The organism is Corynebacterium evansiae (genome assembly GCF_027570065.1).
In the GTDB taxonomy this organism is placed as follows: domain Bacteria; phylum Actinomycetota; class Actinomycetes; order Mycobacteriales; family Mycobacteriaceae; genus Corynebacterium; species Corynebacterium evansiae.
In genome coordinates this window covers 83044-102288 of sequence record NZ_JAKMUT010000007.1, presented here as the reverse complement: position 1 = coordinate 102288, position 19245 = coordinate 83044, and the positions used below count along the sequence as shown (strand labels likewise).

Genomic DNA, 19245 nt, shown 5'->3' with positions numbered 1-19245 from the left:
CTACTAACGAAATTCTTTTAAGAATAATTATCTAGGTCACCCTTTACAGCATAGCTTACCCTCACCTAATCTCTTTGTCATGCAGAATTTGCACCTGAGCCAAGAACTCTCACACAGGATCGTTAAAGCTGCCGACGAACTGGCTGCGACACAGAAGATTAGCTCTCCCGACTCGTACAATGCCATCAATCATCTTTTGACTGATGAGCTGGAGGAACTGAAAGAACTAATTCTGCTCTCCCCTACTGCCCATGCCACTTCCATCCATGGACTTCCCTTCCCTGCAGTTCACGGACCTACCCCAGCCACGTGGCAGGAATGCGTTGGCAAGGTCCGAACCTGGAGATTCGTTCTTGCGATTATCGCTAGCGCTGTCGGTCGCCCATTCGGATGGTTCGGACAGCAGAAAGGCCGTATCACCACAGACTTGGTGCCGACCCGCGGCCAGGAGAACCAGCAAGTTGGCGCCAGCAGCAACACCACATTGACTCTGCACACGGAAGATGCTTTTCATCCGCGGCGCGCGACGCACTTCGCTTTATTTGGTCTTCGTAACCCCAAAAATGTCGGCACTACGCTGGCCCCCATCGATGAAGCATGGCATCTACTCGATGTAGATTCGAAAAAAATTCTAACCGGGGACGGAGCCATCATTATTCCAGATGCATCTTACGGTGATTACGAATATGCAGCTCCTACTGCCATGACATCAATCTGGAAAACTGATGGCAATTTAGGCATGAGGTTTGACCCCGCCTACACAGACAAAAATTCTGGAACCTTACAGTGGTGGGAGGCATTTGAGAAGCTTCAACAGGCTCTTCACACTGTCACCTATACGGTGCCTATAAAGCCAGGTCAGATGGTCATCATCAACAATGACCGATGCGCCCACGGACGAGTACCTTTCGTAGCCAACTACGACGGGACCGACCGCTGGATGCTACGCATCAACATTATGGGAACCAAAAACACACGCCCCATCAATGAAATCAACGAACCCGGCTACGGCCAACACATCCGATTTATGGATGGTGAAATCCTATGAAACAGCGAACTAACCTGACCGTCCTCAGCAGATCAGAATTAGCTCAAATAAAAATTTCACCCGAGTCCGTACTCGAGTCGGTGAAATCCGCTCTCATCGAGCTCGACCAGCCAGGAACTCTGTGCCCAGGGAAAATCAAAGTTGAAGTACCTGAAAGCGTGAGTTACTCGATGGTCGGCAGAAGTCGTTCTTCAAATTCCGTCGGATTCAAGACTTCCTATACCCATTGGAGCAAAACTCACCAACAAAGCGCCAGGGATAGAAGCTATTACACGACCCTCACACTGTACGACGATTCCAGCGGATATCCTATTGCACTTCTCGACGGCGCTGCGGCAGGAACTCTCAGAACCCCGGCAGTCTCAGCGCTATTGGCACAGTATGCTGGTGCAATTCCTCAGAGCGCTCTCATCATCGGTTCGGGAACCCAAGGACAAAACGCAGCCCCTTTTCTCCTTGAAACCTTTGAAACATTAAACACGATTTATCTCGCCGGCAGCCACAGCGTGGGACTAGAGAAAGGCGCCAAGATTGCATCAACAGCAGCAGTGAAGCTTGGCCGAAAAATAAGAATCAAGATTGTAGACGATCCTACAACTGTGAGTTCAAACTGTGATCTCATTATCGGGGCCGCTGGACCTGAGACTCGTTGTACTGTCACAGCATCCGATATTCCCCGGCACGCAACCGTCGTTGTTGTGGGCTACGGAATCGCCCCTGATATCTGTCATCAAGCGAGCAGAGTCATCACGACGAGTATCGAACAGATGAATGTTACCGGTCGCGATTACGCTGACACCGATGGTCGGTTGCCGAATGTCCATGCCGAACTATCCGATTTGCTCCGCAAAGGGCGCAAACTGCCTCGTATTGACGAAACTACGTTTTGCTATAACAGCGGACTAGTTCTAACCGATATCGCTGTCGGCCAAATCCTCGCCAAGGAAGGTCTTAAGCAGGGATTCGGGACGGAGATATCCCTGTGGTAAGTGCCATATCATGCAAGATTGATGTTCCAAGCTGGCAAACGGCTCTGATTGGCTCAGGGAAACTTGACTTCATTGCTGAGCTTTCCGACACCCCTTTTCATGTCCTTTGCCCAAACCAATTTGCTCAAACACTTTCAGCCTGGCATACAACCGCTAAGGAAGTCGGCATTAAATTCGGTATCCGGTTTGGCAAAAAGGCAAATAAGTCCGCGCACTTCAGTCGCGAGATAGCACTGAGTGCTCTTCGTGGTTTCGACAGTGGAATCGATGTCGCCAGCGTCGAAGAGTTCCAATCATCTCTGGCCGCTGGTGTACCAGGAAATAAATTAATCATTACTGGTGCTACACCGAGTCGAGAACTTATCCATTTGGCAGTTTGCCACGATGCAACTCTAACGATTTCCAATGAAGTAGATTCAAGAATAATTTCCCAATTTGTCGACGAAATCGATACGCCTAATCAGCTCCGAGTTCTTCTCCGGATTGCGAACCAAACCCCCTCCACACGGTTTGGTATGAGCATCGATACCGCCTTGTCTCTAACCGCTCGTCTTAGCCAAGGCCGTGCCAACATCGAAATTACCGGCCTAGGTTTCCACTGCAACGGTTATGACCTCCACGAGAGGATAAACATGTCGCATCTGGCAATCGACACCCTACTCAAGGTGCGCTCCCTGTCTCCACGGGCCGACACTATTTCCATTGGAGGTGGATTTCCCACAAGCTCAGTCGAGTATGGAGTCTGGCGAAACCTGCAATCTCGACTAAAAAACGAAATGTTCATAGATTCGGATAAACCTAAAGACCAATATCCGTTCGGATCACCTTTATCCGGACAATACTCACTACGGTTTATAGCTAATCAACATCGCCCACTGACACGTCGAGATATGGAGTCCACTCGACGCAGCTCGGACTCCATGGCTCAGCGCGCTCATCGTCACAACATAAAGATTTTGGCAGAGCCTGGACGGTCTTTATGCCAGTTCGCGGGTGCTAGTTTCTTTCCTGTTCTTTCGTGTCACGCATTGCCCAATGCTGCACGGACAGTAACTGTCGTACGTGGAACTAGTCTCAGCCTCTCAGAGCAATGGTTCAACTCGGAGTATTATCCGGACCCATACCTTGTGCGCAACGGAGTCATTATCGACTCGGGAGTAGCTACCGCAACAGCAGTTTCCGGATCAACGTGCTTAGACAGCGATTATCTCAGCAAAAGAATGATTCAACTCCCCGACAGGCCTCGACCTGGAGATTTCCTAGTCTATCCCGACACAGCCGGGTATCAAATGGACTCGAACGAGTCTGCTTTCCACGGATATCGGATTCCTCAGAAATACGCCTTTAATCCTGTCACCATGACCATCACGGAAGATCGCTAGAACAGAGGCCAAATAAAGATGCCAAAAAGAATTTATACGCAGATGTCTCAACTCATTGGCAATACTCCTCTGTTCGAGCTTGTCTGTACGCCCCAGAAAAGTCGCGTTTTGCTTAAGCTCGAGCAATTCAACCCAACTGGAAGTGCGAAAATCCGGATGGCCCAGTCGATGATTAAGGCGGCAGAGCAGGATAACCGACTTCAAGAGCATGGCACTATCGTTGAATCGACTTCCGGTAATACTGGACAGGGCTTAGCACTTCTTGCACTTGAGCGCGGATACGACTTCGTAGCAGTCGTCGATAATCATTCTTGTAAAGATAAATTGAACTCCATGCGTGCAATGAATGCACAGATGTGCTTCGTTTCCAATCAAGATGACGATTCGCTCGCCACATCGGCTAGAGAAAACCATGCTGAGGAGCTCGGCAAACAACACGGCTGGGTATTCATGAAGCAGCATGACAATGTCGCAAACTCGATGGGTTATTACCCTGCAGCTGATGAAATTTTGAATGATCTTGGGGAAAGTCCGACTCATATCATTAGTGCCGTAGGCACAGGTGGAAGCCTCTTTGGAGTTACTGAACGTCTCCATCAATTGGGACACCGTCCCACTATTATAGGCGTCGAACCGGAAGGTTCCATTGCATTCGGTGCTCCTGGACACGACTATTGGCAATCTGGAACGGGCACCCCCGAAGGTGCAGTTATCGGCACTTCAGTTCGCTACGACTTACTCGACTACGGAGCAAAGGTATCCGACAAAGCAGCTTTCGCTGCATGCCGAACAATCGGAAAGCACATGGGGCTTCTACTGGGAGGATCTGCTGGCGGAGCCGTAATAGCAGCCCTCGAGCTCCTGCCGGGCTTTCCCGCTGGCTCTACATCGTTGACCATGGTGTGCGATGGAGGGGAAAAGTATCTAGATACCGTATTCAACGATGAGTGGATGTCCGAACGTGGTTTACTCGATGTCGCCCTCGAGGACAAAATTTGGGAACAAGTTATGTCATTGCGCGCTGGGGAAAGCCCAATTTCGCTAAATTCAACACGAGTTTCATGGTCGAAGGAAAAGTAGTGCCCGGAGCTACCTCTCAGAAACTAAACCGCCAGATTTTGGCGTTGTCTCTTCCCCTTGCCGGCACACAGCTTGCGAATATCGCAATTTCAACCACCGACACTTTCATGATGGGCCAACTTAGCCTCGGGGCTCTTGCTGGCGGAGGTTTGGCAGTTGTGTGGTTTAACCAGATACGCACAATGGCCGTGGGCCTATTAACACCGCTGGGCAATAGAATTGCGTCGGCTCATTCACTCTACGAAAGCAAATCTCGCGAGCGAGCGGACTCCGAACTATCTGCCGCTACGCTGCAACGCGAAATTCGCAACCTCTCACGCGCCGGCTGGCTATTAGCAACTGTCAGCGGTCTAGTGGGAGCACTGGTTCTGATGGCGATTGCCTACGCCCTACCGTTTTTCGGCCAGTCCGCTGAGATTAGTTCCGCAGCCACTTCCATGATGTGGTTGCTCGCGCCAGGTCTTGTTCCTTGTTTGTGGTTCCAAGTCTCCCGTCAGTTTTGTGTAGGCCTCGGCAAACCAAAATCGCTACTACACATAACCGTGGCGATGATCGTAGTGAATGCAGCGTTGAACTACGCGCTCGGTTTTGGATTCGGGCCGTTTCCTGCATTGGGTCTGCTAGGCATTGGACTGTCCACCACACTGGTTCATTTATTGTCGGCCCTAATTTATCTGCGAATCACCATCCGAGATCCCGACCTCTCAACTTTTCTTGCCCTCGATTTCTGGAGTGCCGACGGAGACACGATGCACGGAAGGCTCCGTCACCTCGTCCGCACTCAGCTTCGTCTGGGCCTTCCAGTCTCAGCAACCTACGGAGCCGAAGCGGGCATGTTTTCTGTGCTGGCGATGGTCATGGGATCCTTTGGCACAGAAGCACTCGCAGCGCACAACGTCGTCTATCAAATAACCTTTATTGTTTTCCAGATTGGTGTTGGGTTCTCCCACGGCAGCTCTATTCTTGTGAGTCGCGCTTGGGGTCTGAATGACAACTCCCTTGCACGCCAAGTCGGCATTCGAACTCAAACGATGATGGCTGCCATCGTTGCTGTTGCTTCCGTCAGCTTTCTTTGCGCTCCCCGCCTCGTACTTTCCCCATTTATAAGCAGCTCCGAGAAATCCAATGCCACCGAGACATTAAGCATCGCATTGGGGTTGTTGGCTATTGGCGCAGTGATGGAATTTGTCGATACTGCACAAAACATAGCTATCGGTCTCCTGCGCGGGATTAGCGACACCACTACTGGTTTGAAGGCATCCCTCACTGGTTATTGGATTATAGGTTTGCCAGCTGCTTTAATACTTGCTTTTCCCATCGGTCTAGGGCCTCACGGGGTGTGGTGGGGATTGGTCATCGGGCTTGCCAGTTCTTCAATAATCCTTTGGAGAGCTTTCCTTCTCGCGACGCGTAAAGACCTTACCGTGAAACTCTAAAGAACTCGTCCCTCAAAGCGATATCCACGTCGCAGGTATCCGGTCGTTCACGTTCGTGTGCAACACTTAAAAGCATGGTTGACAAGCAGGCCGACACCTCATCATGCAGCGAAGCCCAACAGGCTTCGCCAGCTTTTGACGAAACTACAGAGTTTTCCACAAACCGGCTCGCAGGCGAGTTCACCGACGAAGACCGTTACGAGATTTTCAATGATGACCAGCTCTCCCTCAAGGCTGCCTTGATTTACCTGGTCGCAGCGCTTGTGGGCGGTTCGGTTATCGCTCTGGCGTCCTGGTTCGCCTTCCACCGCCTGAAGTGTCCCAGGTTTTGTTCCGTTTGAGTAGATGGGAAAATTTGGAACGTGCCAAGGAAATTTGACCAGGATGCGAAGGACCGTGTGGTCCGTCTTGTGGAAGACCGCATCTTGGCGGAAAATATGTCGATGCAAGCCGCGTGCCAGGCAGTAGCTCCAAAGCTGGGGGTTTCATGGCACACGGCCCGTCAATGGACTCAGCAGGCCCGCCGTGCGGGAAACATTCCAGAACCTGTGCCTGAAGATTTGGCTGCCGAAAACGCGAGGCTACGTCGTGAAAATCAAGAGCTACGCGACACTAACGAGCTGCTGAAGGCTGCCTCAGCTTTTTTCGCGTCGGAACTCGACCCAAAACGTCGGAAATGATCCGATTCATCGATGAATACCGGAATCGTTTCTCTGTCGAGTTCATCTGTAAGACGTTGAAGGATAACCGGGCTGGTGGGTTCATCACCTCGCGTGGGTATCGCCAGTCCAAGGCCCGTGGGTTAAGTGCTCGTCGCCTTCGTGATGCTGTGCTGGTCGACCGCATTAGTGCTGTTCATCGGGATAATTACGGCGTCTACGGCGTGCGGAAAATGTGGCATGCTCTCCGCCGTGACGGAATTGATATCGGTCGTGAACAAACTGCTCGGTTGATGCGCTTGGCCGGTGTTTCTGGCAAAGGCAAAGGCAGATCACCTCTCACAACCCGTAAGGCTAATGTGCCTGATCTGCGCCCGGACTTGGTCGAGCGTGAGTTCAAAGCTCAGGGCCCGAATAAACTGTGGGTGGCCGACATTACGTATGTGCGCACGAAGAAAGGCTTTGTGTACGCCGCGTTTGTCACCGACGTTTACTCTCGACGGATCGTTGGGTGGGCGTTATCAGACTCGATGCGGACGGAAGCACTGCCGCTGCAAGCTCTTAACCAGGCGATCGTGTGTGCTGAGGAAACAACAGGTCTCATTCACCATTCAGATCACGGCTCACAGTATGTCAGCGTTGTCTACAACCAGCGACTTGCCCAGCACGGGATTGCCGCTTCCACCGGAACGGTCGGGGATTCTTATGACAATGCTCTGGCAGAAAATGTTAATGGTTCCTACAAGAACGAGCTGATCCATGCTCGCAGGTGGGATGATGTTGTCGAGGTAGAAATCGCGACGTTCGAGTGGGTGTCATGGTGGAACGAGACTAGGCTCCACCAAAGCTTGGACTACCGAACCCCGGTCGAGGTCGAAACCGAATTTTGGAAGCAGAACCCGCCACAGGAAATAATAGAAATCAAGGCAAACGCCTAGGAACAAAACCCGGGGCACTTCACATCCGAGGTTTGGTACCCATGCTGGGGTGGTTTAAGAATTAGGTTCAGTAGGTTTAAGCGACTGCCTGCTGCTTTTTCTTCCAATTCTCCGCATACCTGCCCGGGCTGAGATAGCCCAACGCCGAGTGCGGATGTTCAGTATTGTACCGGCGGGACAAAAGCCATGAGCGCCTCATGCTCACTTGGCCCAGTCCCGCAAGCCACGTACCATGCCCGACGGTAACTCACCGTCATTAGAGTATTGGCTTATACGGGCATTCGATGGGCCGAGATGACGCTGGACACCTACGCGGATCTCCTTGACTCAGATCTAGACCGAGTGGGGACTGAAATCGACTCCCTCATACGCAAGAACGCGGCGCAGAAGAATCCTCGTGTGAAATCAATGTGAAACAAAACAGTCAGGGCCTTGCTAGGAGTGTTCCCGGCAAAGCCCTGACCTGCGTTTTTAGTTGTGGAGCATAGGAGAATCGAACTCCTGACCTTCTGCTTGCAAAGCAGATGCTCTACCAATTGAGCTAATGCCCCTTGACTATCGAACCAAGCTTCCGAAACTATATCAGACGCTTTTATCTCTAGCGAAGAGTGTTCGATGGTGGGCCTAGGAGGACTTGAACCTCCGACCTCTTCGTTATCAGCGAAGCGCTCTAACCGCCTGAGCTATAGGCCCTCGAACGAGTAGAAACATTACCCACCAACCCGGCCAATCACCAAATCGCCTGTTCAGTAGCGGTTTTTATGGCTGGAAAGTGGGCGTCAAAAAGAACAAAAGAGTTAGCGATCCAGCTGGATGCGCAGACCGCCCAGAATGCTCGACGAGGCGTTGTAGATCAGCGCGGCAACGGGCGCCAGGAGGGTGAAGAGCACGACCTCGAAAAGACCAATGGCCACAACACCACCGAAGTACATTCCGGCGGACATGCCAGAGGAATCCGTCAGGTCACCGATCAGCGAATCCAGACGGTCCCACGTGCCCGCAGCGCCAAGAACGATGTAGATCAGCGCCATAGCCACAAACCACACCGCAAACAGCGCCAAGTTGAAAATAAGGGCCATCTTCAGGGCACTGATCGGCTCGATGTACGTGATTGTGCGCTGCACGCCCCGCTTGGCCGGGTTGCCGGGTTTGTTGGGCTTGCTGGGCTTATTGTCGGGCTGAGCGGGCTGGGTAGCCGCGTTGGTCTCCGGGCCTTTCTGGTCGGCATTCGCGGTAGCCTTCTGCCCGGTCTCCGCGGCGGCCTTGTCACCAGCCTTCGAGGTGGCCTGGTTCTTCACCGCAGCCTGATCCTGCACCGGCGCCTTGGCCTTCTCCGCCGGAGCGTTTTTAGCCTTATCCGCCGTTGCCTTCGCGTTCTTTGCGTTCTTTGCCTTCGCATTCTGCGCGTTCGCTGCGTTCTTGGCGCTCTTGGCCTGCGCGTTCTTGGCATTCTTCGCGTTCGGCGGGGGCGTTTTGTGCGTCATCGCATCTCCGTACTTGTTCGTACTCTTCAGTACTCGTTCGTGCTCGGTTGTGCTCTTTTATGCCTTTACGACAGTAGCCTAGCGGTATCGACCGCCAGGCTACTTCGGTTCAATGCTTACCCTGCAGGCCTACCCGGACTGCCCGGGGTACTCGGCCTACTCGGATTCCGTTTCCGCCTTCGCGGTGGCCTCGGCAGACTCCTCTGCCTCTTCCTCCACGTTGCGGTCCACGGCAACCAGCTCGTTGCCCTTGGCCAGGTCCACCAGGCGCACGCCCATCGTCGCGCGGCCGCTGTGGCGGATCTGGCTGACCTCGGTGCGGATCACGCCGCCGTTGGAGGTCATGGCCAGGATCTCGTCGTCGTCGTTGACCGTCAGCGCGCCGATCAGCTTGCCGCGCTTCTTGTCGTACTTAAACGCAACCACGCCCAGGCCGCCACGGCCCTTCGTCGGGTACTCCTCCATCGGAGTGCGCTTGCCGTAACCACCGGAGGTAGCCACGAACAGGGAAGAATCCTCTGCCACGACCGTCAGCGCCAGCAGCTGGTCCTCCTCGCGGAAGCGCATGCCCTTCACACCGGCGGTAGCGCGACCCATCGGGCGCAGCGTCTCATCGTCGGCGGTGAAGCGCATAGCCTGGCCCTCTTCGGAGACCAGCAGCAGGTCGTCCTCGGCGGTGCACAGCTGCGCACCGACCAGGCGATCGCCCTCGTTCAGGTTGATGGCGATCAGGCCACCGGAACGGGCCGTGTCGTAATCCGTCAGACGGGACTTCTTCACCCGGCCGTGAGCGGTAGCCAGCACCAGGTACGGGGCATCCTCGTAGGACTGGATCTGGATAACCTGGGCGATCTGTTCGCCCGGCTGGAACTCCAGCAGGTTAGCCACGTGCTGGCCACGGGCCGTGCGGGTGGCCTCCGGCAGCTCGAAGGCGCGCAAGCGGTACACGCGGCCGAAGTTGGTGAAGAACAGAATCGTGTCGTGCGTCGAGCAGACAAAGAAGTGGCGTACCACGTCATCCTGCTTCAACTCGGCGCCACGCACGCCCTTGCCGCCGCGGCGCTGGCTGCGGTAGCTATCCACCTTCGTGCGCTTCGCATAGCCGGTGGAGGTGATGGTCACAACCACGTTCTCGCGGGCAATTAGGTCTTCCTCGGACACGTCACCGGAAGCGGCGATGATCTGCGTGCGGCGCTCATCGCCGTACTTATCCACGATCTCAGCCAGCTCGGTGCGGACGATGTCGCGCTGGCGCTGCGGAGATTCCAGGATCGCCTTCAGGTCGGCGATGGTCTCCTCCAGCTCCGCCAATTCGTCGATGATCTTCTGGCGCTCCATCGCGGCCAGGCGGCGCAGCTGCATAGCCAGGATGTGGTCGGCCTGCACCTCGTCGACATCCAGCAGGTCGATCAGGCCCGTGCGGGCCTCGTCCACCGTCGGGGAGCGACGGATAAGGGCGATGACCTCGTCCAGCATGTCCAGGGCCTTCACCAGGCCGCGCAGGATGTGGGCGCGCTTCTCAGCCTCGTCCAGGCGGAACTGGGTGCGGCGCACAATCACGTCGATCTGGTGGTCCACGTAGTGGCGCAGCATCTGGTCCAGGCGCAGGGTGCGCGGCACGCCGTCGACGATGGACAGCATGTTGGATCCGAAGCTGGTTTGCAGCTGGGAGTGCTTGTACAGGTTGTTCAGCACCACGCGCGGCACAGCGTCGCGCTTCAGGGTGATAACGATGCGCATGCCCACGCGGTCGGAGGACTCATCGTCGATCTTGGAGATGCCGGCGATCTTGCCGTCGCGGATCTGCTCCGCAATAGAAGCCACCAGGTTGTCCGGGTTCACCTGGTAGGGCAGCTCGGTGATGATGATGACCTGGCGGTTGCCCTCTTCCTCAATGCTGGTCACGCCACGCATGCGGATGGAGCCACGGCCGGTGCGGTAGGTGTCCTGGATGCCCTTGTCGCCGACGATCAGGCCGGCGGTCGGAAAGTCCGGTCCCTTCACCCGCTCCATGCAGGCTTCCAGCGCGTCGGCTTCCTCAGCCTCCGGGTTGTCGAGCAGCCAGTAGATGGCCTCCGCCAGCTCGTTCAGGTTGTGCGGCGGAATGTTGGTAGCCATACCCACGGCGATGCCGCCGGAGCCGTTCATCAGCAGGTTCGGCACGCGGGACGGCAGCACTGTCGGCTCGGTGGTCTTGCCGTCGTAGTTGGGCTGGAACTCGACAGTGTTTTCGCGGATGTCGCGCACCATCTCCATCGCCAGGGGCGTCATGCGGCACTCGGTGTAACGCATGGCAGCCGCGCCGTCGTTACCGCGGGAACCGAAGTTGCCCTGGCCGTCGACCAGCGGGTAACGCATGGACCACGGCTGAGCCAGACGTACGAGGGTGTCGTAGATCGCGCTGTCGCCGTGCGGGTGGTAGTTACCCATCGTGTCGGCGACAGGCTTTGCGGACTTCACATAGCTGCGCTCGGGGCGGTAGCCGTTGTCGAACATCGCGTAGAGGATGCGTCGGTGCACGGGCTTCAGACCGTCACGGACTTCGGGCAGGGCGCGTCCGACGATCACGCTCATGGCGTAATCGATGTAGCTGGACTTCATTTCCTCCTGCAGATCGATCGGTGTGATTCGATCAAAGAGGTTGTCGCTACCGTTGTTGTCGTCGCTCACTGTTTTGAGAAGCCTTTCTGTTTAGCCTTCAGACCTATCTATTCTACCCCCTTGTTGTGGGTTTCCTGTGCTTTGGAGGCTTTGTGACGCCACCTTTCCCGCCGCGTTGAGTGATTTCAAAACAAGAACGTGTCTATTGCTTGAACTGGTGTGGAACTTATAAATGAATTGTTAGTACGCCTGTTACCCCCATAGTTGGGTAAATTAAAGTGACTGGTGTAAGAAGTTGCGCATATGTGCAAAATCGCGCTGACCAGTCTCGTTAAAGAAAGCGCTTCGAGAAACCGCCTGAGCAGGAGTTTTTGTAATTCCTAGCACTGAGAAATCCGAGGGCGAGGGTTAATTTAAAAATGTCCGACGTTTCACCCAGAAGCCAAACGGTTTGGCTGCACACGAAAACACAGGAGAAAGACATGAAGCTGTCCAAGAAGATCACCGCTACCGCCGCTGCTACCGCTCTGGCTTCCGCAGCCCTGCTGACCCCGGTTGCTAACGCCCAGGAAGGAAGCGCTGGCAACGCTCCGGCTGCAGAGAACGAGAACACCCAGCCGGAGGACAACGGCGCTGGCGAAGGCGAGACCGGCGCTGAGGACGACCAGACCGGCGGCGAGACCGACAACGAGGACGAGAACCCGGCCGGCTCCTCCAACATGAGCAAGGAAGACAAGATCGCTGCCGGCATCGGCGGCACCATCGTTGGCCTGGGCGTTCTGGGTGCAGTCCTGGGCAACGCCGGCGACAAGGGCGAGGACAAGGCCGACGACGAGGCTGAGGCTCCGAAGGACGGCGAGAAGGAAGAAGCTCCGGCTGAGGGCGAGGGCAAGCCCGAGGCACCGGCTGAAGAGGCTCCGGCCAAGGAGGACATCGAGGCTCCGGCAGCTGAGGCTCCGGCCGAGGGCGAGGCTGAGGCACCGGTTGCAGAGGCTCCGGCTGCAGACGCTGAGGCACCGGCAGAGCGCAACGTTCAGCTGGCTAACACCGGCGTTAAGCCGGAGATCTCCATCCTGGCTGGCCTGGCTCTGATCTCCATGGTCGCAGGCGCTTGGATGATGTTCGCTCGCCGCCAGGCATAACTCACGCTTCCACAGCGTAATCACGGAAAGGCGGAACAAAGCTTCCGCTGAACCCACGAACCCGCGGCTCCTTCTCACTCTGGAAGGGACCGCGGGTTTTCCCATGCGTTCGAATGCTTTAGGCACGCTCCGGGCGCACTCTGAGCACGCTCCGGGCGCACCGCTAGTCGGCCATCCCCCTCCAGAACTCCTCCAGCCGATCGGAAACCAGCTCCGGCTCCCGCGCCCAGCGGTTATGCCCCAGCTGCGAATCGAGCTCTTCGACCTGCACCACATCGGCAGGCAACTCCGACCCCAAGTTCTCCGCGGAAGCCATCGGGCAGTCCTCGTCGTTCGCGCAGCGCGTCAGCAGCACCGGGGTGCGCACGGACTTCTTCGCTTCCTCGTAGTCCATGTCCTGGTCCGCCAGCTTGTGCAGGCGGTTCGTTTGTCCATAACGGAACCACTCGCGCAGTTGGGTACCCGATTGGCGCCCATAGCCCGCCAAATCCAGCACGCCCGTCGGCTGGTACCCAAACAGCAGGATATTCAGCATGATCTGGTAGGTACCGAAGCGCAGGCGCGTACGCTGCTTACCCTCAAACCCCTTGTAATACGGAGTGCCGGAACCCACGCCCATCATCCCGCGAATGCCCAGCTCTGCAGCCTCGGGCCGCGCAAGGAAGAGCGCACCGATCTGTCCGCCCATCGAATGGCAAAGCATTAATGTGGGGTGATCTTTATTGACGCCCAACGCCTCCTTCGCAGCCCGGATCGTTCGCGGATAATCCTGAGAGGCCAGGTGGTGGTAACCCCACTGGTGCTTGCGGGTAGCTACGGCCGTGGAGCTACCCTGGCCGCGCAGCTCGCCGGTAACCACCGGGTATCCCCGGTCCGCCAACTCCCAGGCGATTGGGTCGTAATAGCGGGCACCCATTCCAAAGCCCGGCCAGACCACGATCAGCGGGCGGGCACGATCCCACGCGGCATCCGCTGGGCTGTTCGCTGAGTTCGCAGCGCTGCTGGAGGCGGTGGCGTCCGTACCTTCCTCCCCCACCTTCGCCGTGCCGGGCAGGAACAGGCGAACCTGCGACGTGGTGCCGTCGGCCATCTCAACCGGCAGCAGGGTCGGCTCGCGGCGCGGCTGCGTACGAGTGGTTTTCCCTTGGTGTTTCGAATCGCTCACAACACTCGATTAAACATCAAGGAAGCGCACGTCGCGCGCGTTCTTGGTAATGAAGCTGCGGCGAGCCACAACATCGTCGCCCATCAGCACGCTGAAGATCTCGTCGGCGGCCGCGGCATCCTCCAGGTCCACGCGGCGCAGGGTGCGCACCGTCGGGTCCATGGTGGTTTCCCACAGCTCCTTGGCGTTCATCTCACCCAGACCCTTGTAGCGCTGGATGCCGTCGTCCTTGTTGATCTTCCGGCCTTGAGCCAGGCCCTCCTCGAGCTGCTCGTCGCGCTCGCGGTCGCTGAAGGCAAAGCCCGGCTCGCCCTTGGCCCACTTCAGCTTGTACAGCGGCGGCTGTGCCAGGTACACGTAGCCCTCCTCCACCAGCGGACGCATGAAGCGGAACAGCAGGGTGAGCAACAGCGTGGCGATGTGCTGGCCATCCACGTCAGCGTCGGCCATCAGCACGATCTTGTGGTAGCGCAGCTTCTTGATGTCGAACTCGTCGTGGATGCCGGTGCCCAGGGCCGTAATAATGGCCTGGACCTCGTTGTTCTTCAGCACCTTATCCATCCGGGCCTTCTCCACGTTCAGGATCTTGCCGCGCAGCGGCAGGATGGCCTGGTACATGGAATCGCGGCCGGACTTCGCGGAACCACCTGCGGAATCGCCCTCCACGATGTACAGCTCGCTGAGCTTCGGATCGCGGGAACGGCAATCGGCCAGCTTGCCCGGCAGGCCGCCGATGTCGGAGGCGGACTTGCGGCGCACCATGTCGCGGGCTTTGCGGGCGGCATCGCGAGCGTGGGCGGAGGCCACCGCCTTGTCCACGATGGCCTTCGCCTCCGCCGGGTTGGCATCCAGCCAATCCGCCAGGTGCTCGTTTACGGCCCTTTGCACGAAGCCCTTGATCTCGGTGTTGCCGAGCTTGGTCTTAGTCTGACCCTCGAACTGCGGGTCGCCGACGCGCACGGAGATAACCGCCGCGAGGCCTTCGCGCACATCGTCACCGCTAAGCTTCGGATCCTTGGCCTTCAGCAGCTTGTGCTCGCGGGCATAGCGGTTCATCAGGGAGGTCAGCGCGGCGCGGAAGCCTTCCTCGTGCGTACCACCCTCGAAGGTGTTGATGGTGTTGGCGAAGGTGTGAACGGACTGGCTAAAGCCGCTGTTCCACTGCAGCGCAACCTCTACCTCGTGGTCCTCCTCGGCCACGTCGAAGGAGATGATGGTCGGGTGGATCGCGGTGCGCTTGCGGTTGATGTAGGCGACGTAGTCCTTCAGGCCCTCCGGGTAGTGGAAGACGCGGGTGCGCGGACCCTTTTTCTTCTCTGCCTCTGCCGCCTTTTCCTCGGCGGACTTCGGTGCCGCCGCATCCTCGGCTGCGGTCTCCAGCTCTTCGTCGTCCTCGAGGTTCTCGCGCTCGTCGACGAGCTTGATGGTCAGGCCCTTGTTCAGGAAGGCCATCTCCTGCAGGCGCTTCGCCACAGTATCGAAGTTGAACTCGACGGTCTCGAAGATCTCCGGGTCCGGCCAGAAGCGCTGCTTCGTTCCGCTACCGCGGGCCTTCTTCACCTGCTGCAGCTCCTCGGGCACAGCCTCGTTGAAGTTCTGACGCCACAGGTACCCATCGCGCTTAATCTCAGTCTCCATGCGGGTAGACAGGGCGTTGACCACCGAGATACCCACACCGTGCAGACCACCGGATACGGCATAGGAGTCCGAGTCGAACTTGCCGCCCGCGTGCAGCTGCGTCATAACAACCTGCACGGTCGGCGGGCCGGTCGGGTGATCCTCCACCGGGATACCACGGCCGTCGTCGATGACCTCCACGCCACCGTCGGCCAGCAGCGTTACGCTGACTTCCTTGGCGTAACCCGCCATGGCCTCGTCAACCGAGTTGTCCACAACCTCCCACACCAGGTGGTGCAGGCCGCGCTCGCCGGTGGAACCGATGTACATACCGGGGCGCTTGCGAACGGCCTCCAAGCCCTCGAGGATCGTAATTGAACTCGCGCCGTAGTCGCTCTGCTTCTGTGGTTCAGCCACGGTGGGTCAAACTCCTTTTCTCGCGCGTAAATAACCACCCCATTCTAGCGCGTCGCGGGCCTAAAGGTGCCATTGGACAGGCCGTTTGAGCTATTTGAGCTGTGTTTAGATCATCCGAAGTCGTCTCGCGGCCCGCGCCCTTGCACGCGCAGCTTGCCGTATTTCGGCCGGCGGATGTTGGGCCCTTCGATCCGCAGCTGTGCCACCACGTCCTCGCCCGCTCGCTTGGCGATGGCCTGCAGGATCACGGTCTGCATGTAGCGCAGCTGAGTCGTCCACGGGGTGGAATCGCATTCGACCACCAGGATCTGCGTTTCCTCCTCGTAGCGCACCGGGCGGGTGTGTTCGGCGATCTTGTCGCCCACCAGCTCCGGCCAGGCGTTCATGATCCGCGCAACGCTCACCCGCTGCTGCCAGCCCTGCCGCTTGATCTCGCGCCCAATGAGCGCACCGAAACGCTTCGGGTCGCGGTAACTACGATCGAGCCGCCCATCCATGCGGGTCTTGTACCTGGTCGCCTTGCGGAACGTTGTCTTCTTGTTCTTTTTTGGTGACGCCACCAGCGGCAACTCGGCCTGTGGGGAACCACCGGCCTTCTTCATGGCGGCGAGGGCTTGGGCTACTGGGTCAGTCGCCATTGGCCTCGCCATCCTTCACAATGCGTTCCGCCGTGCTTAACGCGGAATTCTTGAGTTCATCAATAGTGTAGATCTTTGCTACATCCCGCAGGGCTTCTGGAATGTCCTCATCCACCGCGGCCGTGATGAGGACCTGCTCTGCGCTGGAAATGAGGTCGACGAGGTGGTGGCGTCGAGAAGAATCGAGCTCCGCAAAAACATCGTCGAGGATCACGACGGGCTCAACCCCGTCCCCGCGCTGCATAAAAAACGCGGCGAGCCGCAGCGAGAGGGCAAATGACCAAGATTCGCCGTGCGAGGCGTAACCCTTGGCTGGCTGGTGGCCGAGGATCAAGTTCACGTCGTCGCGGTGGGGACCAAGCAGCGTGGTGCCGCGCTCGACCTCCTGGGGGCGCTTGGTGGCGAAGGCTTGCAGCAGGGTGGCCTCGGCGATCTCGGGGCTGAGAAGTGCCGTGGGCTGGTCTGGCTCGCTGACGCCCAGGCGAATGCCCAGGTCAGCGAGCTCCGCATCGATGGTGGACGTGTAAGACATGTGCGCGGGGCGCGATTGTGGAGCCAATGATTGGTAGGTCTGCTGCAGGTGCGGGGCGAGGTCGTAGACGATCTGCACCCGCGCCGACATGATCTGCCCACCCAGCGCGGCCAACTGGCTATCCCAAACATCGAGAGTGGCCAGGGCGGATTCCGCATCGGCCTTGATGTCCTCCGAGAGGTTGTGGCTGGCCCCCTTCGGGGCGCCGACGACAAGCCGCAGAGCGAAGGCCGACTGCCGCAGCAGCGCGTTCCGCTGGCGCAGGGCCTTGTCGTAGTCCGCCTTCACGGCAGCTAGGCGCGGGTATCTGGAAATCATGATTGTGTCTAGGAAATGACGCCGCTGCTCGGGTTCGCCGCGGATCAGCGCCAGATCCTCCGGGGAAAACAGCGTGGTTCGCACAACCCCCAGCAGATCCCGCTGGGAATTCATGGCAGCGCGGTTTATGTGCGCGCGATTCGAGCCGCGGGCGCGGATGGCCAGGTGAGCGGTGAGCTCGCGGCCATTGTTCACGGCGGTAGCGGAGATGTTGGCGATGTCTTCCCCACGCCGCACCAGGGCGGCGTCGGTGTTGACGCGGTGCGAGCTTAGGTGGGCCAGGTAACCGAGTGCCTCGACGATATTGGTTTTCCCGTGGCCATTAGGGCCAGAAAAGATCGTGATGCCAGGGCTGAGTTGCAGGTCGAGTTCCTCCCACGACCTGTAATTACTCAGACGAAGATTGGAGACGTACACGGTTAGCCAGAAATCAACCTAGAAAAACAACCTCGAGAATCAACCTCGGCCTAGCCTGGCTTAACCCGGCAGGCGTACCGGCATCAGCAAGTAGGTGAAGTCCGTCTCCGGGGTTGCGAAGTTACCCTCTGCGTCTGCCTCGGGCAGCTCGCCCGGATCCGGCAGCAGGATCGCGGGACGGGAGGCCATGGTGAAGCCGAAGACCACGCGCGGGGTGTGGATGGCGGCCAGGCCTTCCTTCAGGTAACTGGGGTTAAACGCGATGACCAGCGGCTCGCCGGCGAAAGCGCAGTCCAGGGTTTCCGTAGCGGAACCGACATCGCTGCCACCTGCGGAAAGGGTGACGGTGTTGTCCTTGAAGTCCATCCGGATCTGGGAGTTCCGCTCGGCGACGATGGAGACGCGCTTGATGGCCTCCTGCAGCGGGGCAATCTCCACGCTTGCGAGTGCGGTGTGCGTCTTCGGCAGCAGCGGGCGGAACTTCGGGAATTCTGCGTCGAGCAGGCGCGTGGTGGTGTGTCGCGACTCGGTGGAAATACCCAGCAGGCCATCGGCGCCGATGTCCTCGCCACTACCCACTGCGATCTCGATGGGATCGGTGTTGTTCGGATCCATGGAGCGCGCAGTGTCTGCCAGAGTGCGAGCCGGGATCAGCAGCTTCGCCTGCGCGTCGGCCTGCGCCGGATTCCACTGGAAGCTGCGGACGGCCAGGCGGAAGCGGTCAGTGGCGACCATAATGACATTCTCGCCGTCGATTTCCACGTGTACGCCGGTGAGCATCGGCAGGGTGTCGTCGCGGCCGGCCGCCACAGCGACCTGCGAGATAGATTCCGCAAAGAGATTCGGGTCGATAGTGCCGGTGACCTCGGGCAGCTCCGGCAGAACCGGGTAATCCTCGATGGTCATTGCGGGCAGTTCGAACTTGGACTTGCCAGTCTTGAGAGTCACGGTAGTGCCGTCGAACTCGATGTTGATCGGCTTATTCGGCAAAGAGCCAACGATGTCGGAGGCCAGCTTGCCGGCTACGAGAATCTTGCCGGGCTCGTTGACCTCGGCATTGATGCGCACGCGAGTGGAAACCTCGCGGTCGAATCCGGAAAGCTCCAACCCTTCGTCGTCGGCGACAATCATCACGCCGCGCAGGATGGGCTGGGTCGGCTTGCTAGGCAGGGAGCGGGCTACCCAACCGAGGGCGGATGCGAAGTCATCCTTGGGAACAATGAAACTCACTGTTTGGCTATCCATGCTCAATCTAACTTCCGTGCTCTCGTCGCTCTCGTGGTTTTCGAGGTTCTCGGGGTCTAGCGGGCCTCGAGGTTCGTCTGATCAAGATTAACCCACAAGCTCTATTTCTGTTTATTCCCTTTTATTTAGAGAGATAG

Annotated in this window: 15 protein-coding genes and 2 tRNA genes; 8 read left to right on the top strand and 9 right to left on the bottom strand. The window is 57.7% G+C overall.

What is annotated here, in order from left to right; translation table 11 throughout:
* Positions 1-79: 79 nt before the first annotated feature.
* From L8V00_RS08375 to L8V00_RS08345, 7 genes are all read left to right on the top strand, one after another.
* Complete coding sequence (locus L8V00_RS08375; protein ID WP_070851609.1) at positions 80-1048, top strand: TauD/TfdA family dioxygenase; 969 nt, start codon at positions 80-82, stop codon at positions 1046-1048.
* Complete coding sequence (locus L8V00_RS08370) at positions 1045-2037, top strand: ornithine cyclodeaminase (protein WP_046648446.1); 993 nt, start codon at positions 1045-1047, stop codon at positions 2035-2037. The genes L8V00_RS08375 and L8V00_RS08370 overlap by 4 nt, the downstream gene beginning before the upstream one ends.
* A complete protein-coding gene (locus tag L8V00_RS08365; protein WP_269944738.1) occupies positions 2031-3419 on the top strand; it encodes an alanine racemase in 1389 nt (462 codons plus the stop codon). Before L8V00_RS08370 ends, L8V00_RS08365 begins: the two co-directional genes overlap by 7 nt.
* 18 nt (positions 3420-3437) lie before the next feature.
* Positions 3438-4499: a PLP-dependent cysteine synthase family protein gene (locus tag L8V00_RS08360; RefSeq protein ID WP_035011700.1), complete on the top strand. Its 1062-nt coding sequence runs from the start codon at positions 3438-3440 to the stop codon at positions 4497-4499.
* Positions 4481-5935 (top strand): MATE family efflux transporter, encoded by a 1455-nt coding sequence (locus L8V00_RS08355; protein WP_046648445.1) that lies wholly within the window; start codon positions 4481-4483, stop codon positions 5933-5935. The genes L8V00_RS08360 and L8V00_RS08355 overlap by 19 nt, the downstream gene beginning before the upstream one ends.
* A 74-nt stretch (positions 5936-6009) precedes the next feature.
* Positions 6010-6276: a hypothetical protein gene (locus tag L8V00_RS08350; protein WP_070762363.1), complete on the top strand. Its 267-nt coding sequence runs from the start codon at positions 6010-6012 to the stop codon at positions 6274-6276.
* 21 nt (positions 6277-6297) lie between these two features.
* A protein-coding gene (locus L8V00_RS08345; protein ID WP_192816336.1) for an IS3 family transposase occupies positions 6298-7532 on the top strand; the annotation gives its coding sequence in 2 pieces (ribosomal slippage) (positions 6298-6586 and positions 6586-7532; 1236 coding nt in all).
* A gap of 478 nt (positions 7533-8010) precedes the next feature.
* Here the strand turns inward: L8V00_RS08345 and L8V00_RS08340 are convergent.
* The 4 genes from L8V00_RS08340 to gyrA form a co-directional block, all read right to left on the bottom strand.
* Positions 8011-8083, bottom strand: a tRNA-Ala gene (locus L8V00_RS08340).
* A gap of 65 nt (positions 8084-8148) precedes the next feature.
* Positions 8149-8225, bottom strand: a tRNA-Ile gene (locus L8V00_RS08335).
* Positions 8226-8329: 104 nt separating this feature from the next.
* The gene (locus tag L8V00_RS08330; RefSeq protein ID WP_269944737.1) at positions 8330-9016 is read right to left on the bottom strand and encodes a DUF3566 domain-containing protein; all 687 of its coding nucleotides are present in this window, start codon (positions 9014-9016) and stop codon (positions 8330-8332) included.
* A 156-nt stretch (positions 9017-9172) separates the two neighbouring features.
* Positions 9173-11686: a DNA gyrase subunit A gene (gene gyrA, locus L8V00_RS08325; RefSeq protein WP_239200942.1), complete on the bottom strand. Its 2514-nt coding sequence runs from the start codon at positions 11684-11686 to the stop codon at positions 9173-9175.
* A 413-nt stretch (positions 11687-12099) separates the two neighbouring features.
* On the opposite strand from gyrA, the gene L8V00_RS08320 reads away from it, so the two are divergent.
* A complete protein-coding gene (locus tag L8V00_RS08320) occupies positions 12100-12759 on the top strand; it encodes a cell surface protein (RefSeq protein WP_269944736.1) in 660 nt (219 codons plus the stop codon).
* Between the two features lie 163 nt (positions 12760-12922).
* Here L8V00_RS08320 and L8V00_RS08315 read toward each other — a convergent pair whose 3' ends face one another.
* The 5 genes from L8V00_RS08315 to dnaN all read right to left on the bottom strand — a co-directional run bounded on the left by L8V00_RS08315 (position 12923) and on the right by dnaN (position 19108).
* Positions 12923-13924, bottom strand: a complete 1002-nt coding sequence (locus tag L8V00_RS08315; protein ID WP_269944735.1) for an alpha/beta fold hydrolase — start codon at positions 13922-13924, stop codon at positions 12923-12925.
* A 9-nt stretch (positions 13925-13933) separates the two neighbouring features.
* The gene (gene gyrB, locus L8V00_RS08310) at positions 13934-15958 is read right to left on the bottom strand and encodes a DNA topoisomerase (ATP-hydrolyzing) subunit B (protein WP_035003291.1); all 2025 of its coding nucleotides are present in this window, start codon (positions 15956-15958) and stop codon (positions 13934-13936) included.
* Positions 15959-16068: 110 nt separating this feature from the next.
* Complete coding sequence (locus L8V00_RS08305) at positions 16069-16596, bottom strand: DciA family protein (protein WP_269944734.1); 528 nt, start codon at positions 16594-16596, stop codon at positions 16069-16071.
* Positions 16586-17863, bottom strand: coding sequence for a DNA replication/repair protein RecF (recF, locus tag L8V00_RS08300; RefSeq protein ID WP_269944733.1), 1278 nt, complete (start codon positions 17861-17863; stop codon positions 16586-16588). Before recF ends, L8V00_RS08305 begins: the two co-directional genes overlap by 11 nt.
* A gap of 60 nt (positions 17864-17923) precedes the next feature.
* Complete coding sequence (dnaN, locus tag L8V00_RS08295) at positions 17924-19108, bottom strand: DNA polymerase III subunit beta (RefSeq protein WP_034985185.1); 1185 nt, start codon at positions 19106-19108, stop codon at positions 17924-17926.
* Positions 19109-19245 lie beyond the last annotated feature (137 nt).

Excerpts from the sequence above, each read along its gene's own strand:
- L8V00_RS08375 (WP_070851609.1), top strand. The coding sequence starts at position 80 with ATGCAGAATTTGCACCTGAGCCAAGAACTCTCACACAGGATCGTTAAA.
- L8V00_RS08370 (WP_046648446.1), top strand. The coding sequence starts at position 1,045 with ATGAAACAGCGAACTAACCTGACCGTCCTCAGCAGATCAGAATTAGCT.
- L8V00_RS08360 (WP_035011700.1), top strand. The coding sequence starts at position 3,438 with ATGCCAAAAAGAATTTATACGCAGATGTCTCAACTCATTGGCAATACT.
- L8V00_RS08355 (WP_046648445.1), top strand. The coding sequence starts at position 4,481 with ATGGTCGAAGGAAAAGTAGTGCCCGGAGCTACCTCTCAGAAACTAAAC.
- L8V00_RS08350 (WP_070762363.1), top strand. The coding sequence starts at position 6,010 with ATGGTTGACAAGCAGGCCGACACCTCATCATGCAGCGAAGCCCAACAG.
- L8V00_RS08330 (WP_269944737.1), bottom strand. The coding sequence starts at position 9,016 with ATGACGCACAAAACGCCCCCGCCGAACGCGAAGAATGCCAAGAACGCG.
- L8V00_RS08320 (WP_269944736.1), top strand. The coding sequence starts at position 12,100 with ATGAAGCTGTCCAAGAAGATCACCGCTACCGCCGCTGCTACCGCTCTG.
- L8V00_RS08305 (WP_269944734.1), bottom strand. The coding sequence starts at position 16,596 with ATGGCGACTGACCCAGTAGCCCAAGCCCTCGCCGCCATGAAGAAGGCC.
- dnaN (WP_034985185.1), bottom strand. The coding sequence starts at position 19,108 with ATGGATAGCCAAACAGTGAGTTTCATTGTTCCCAAGGATGACTTCGCA.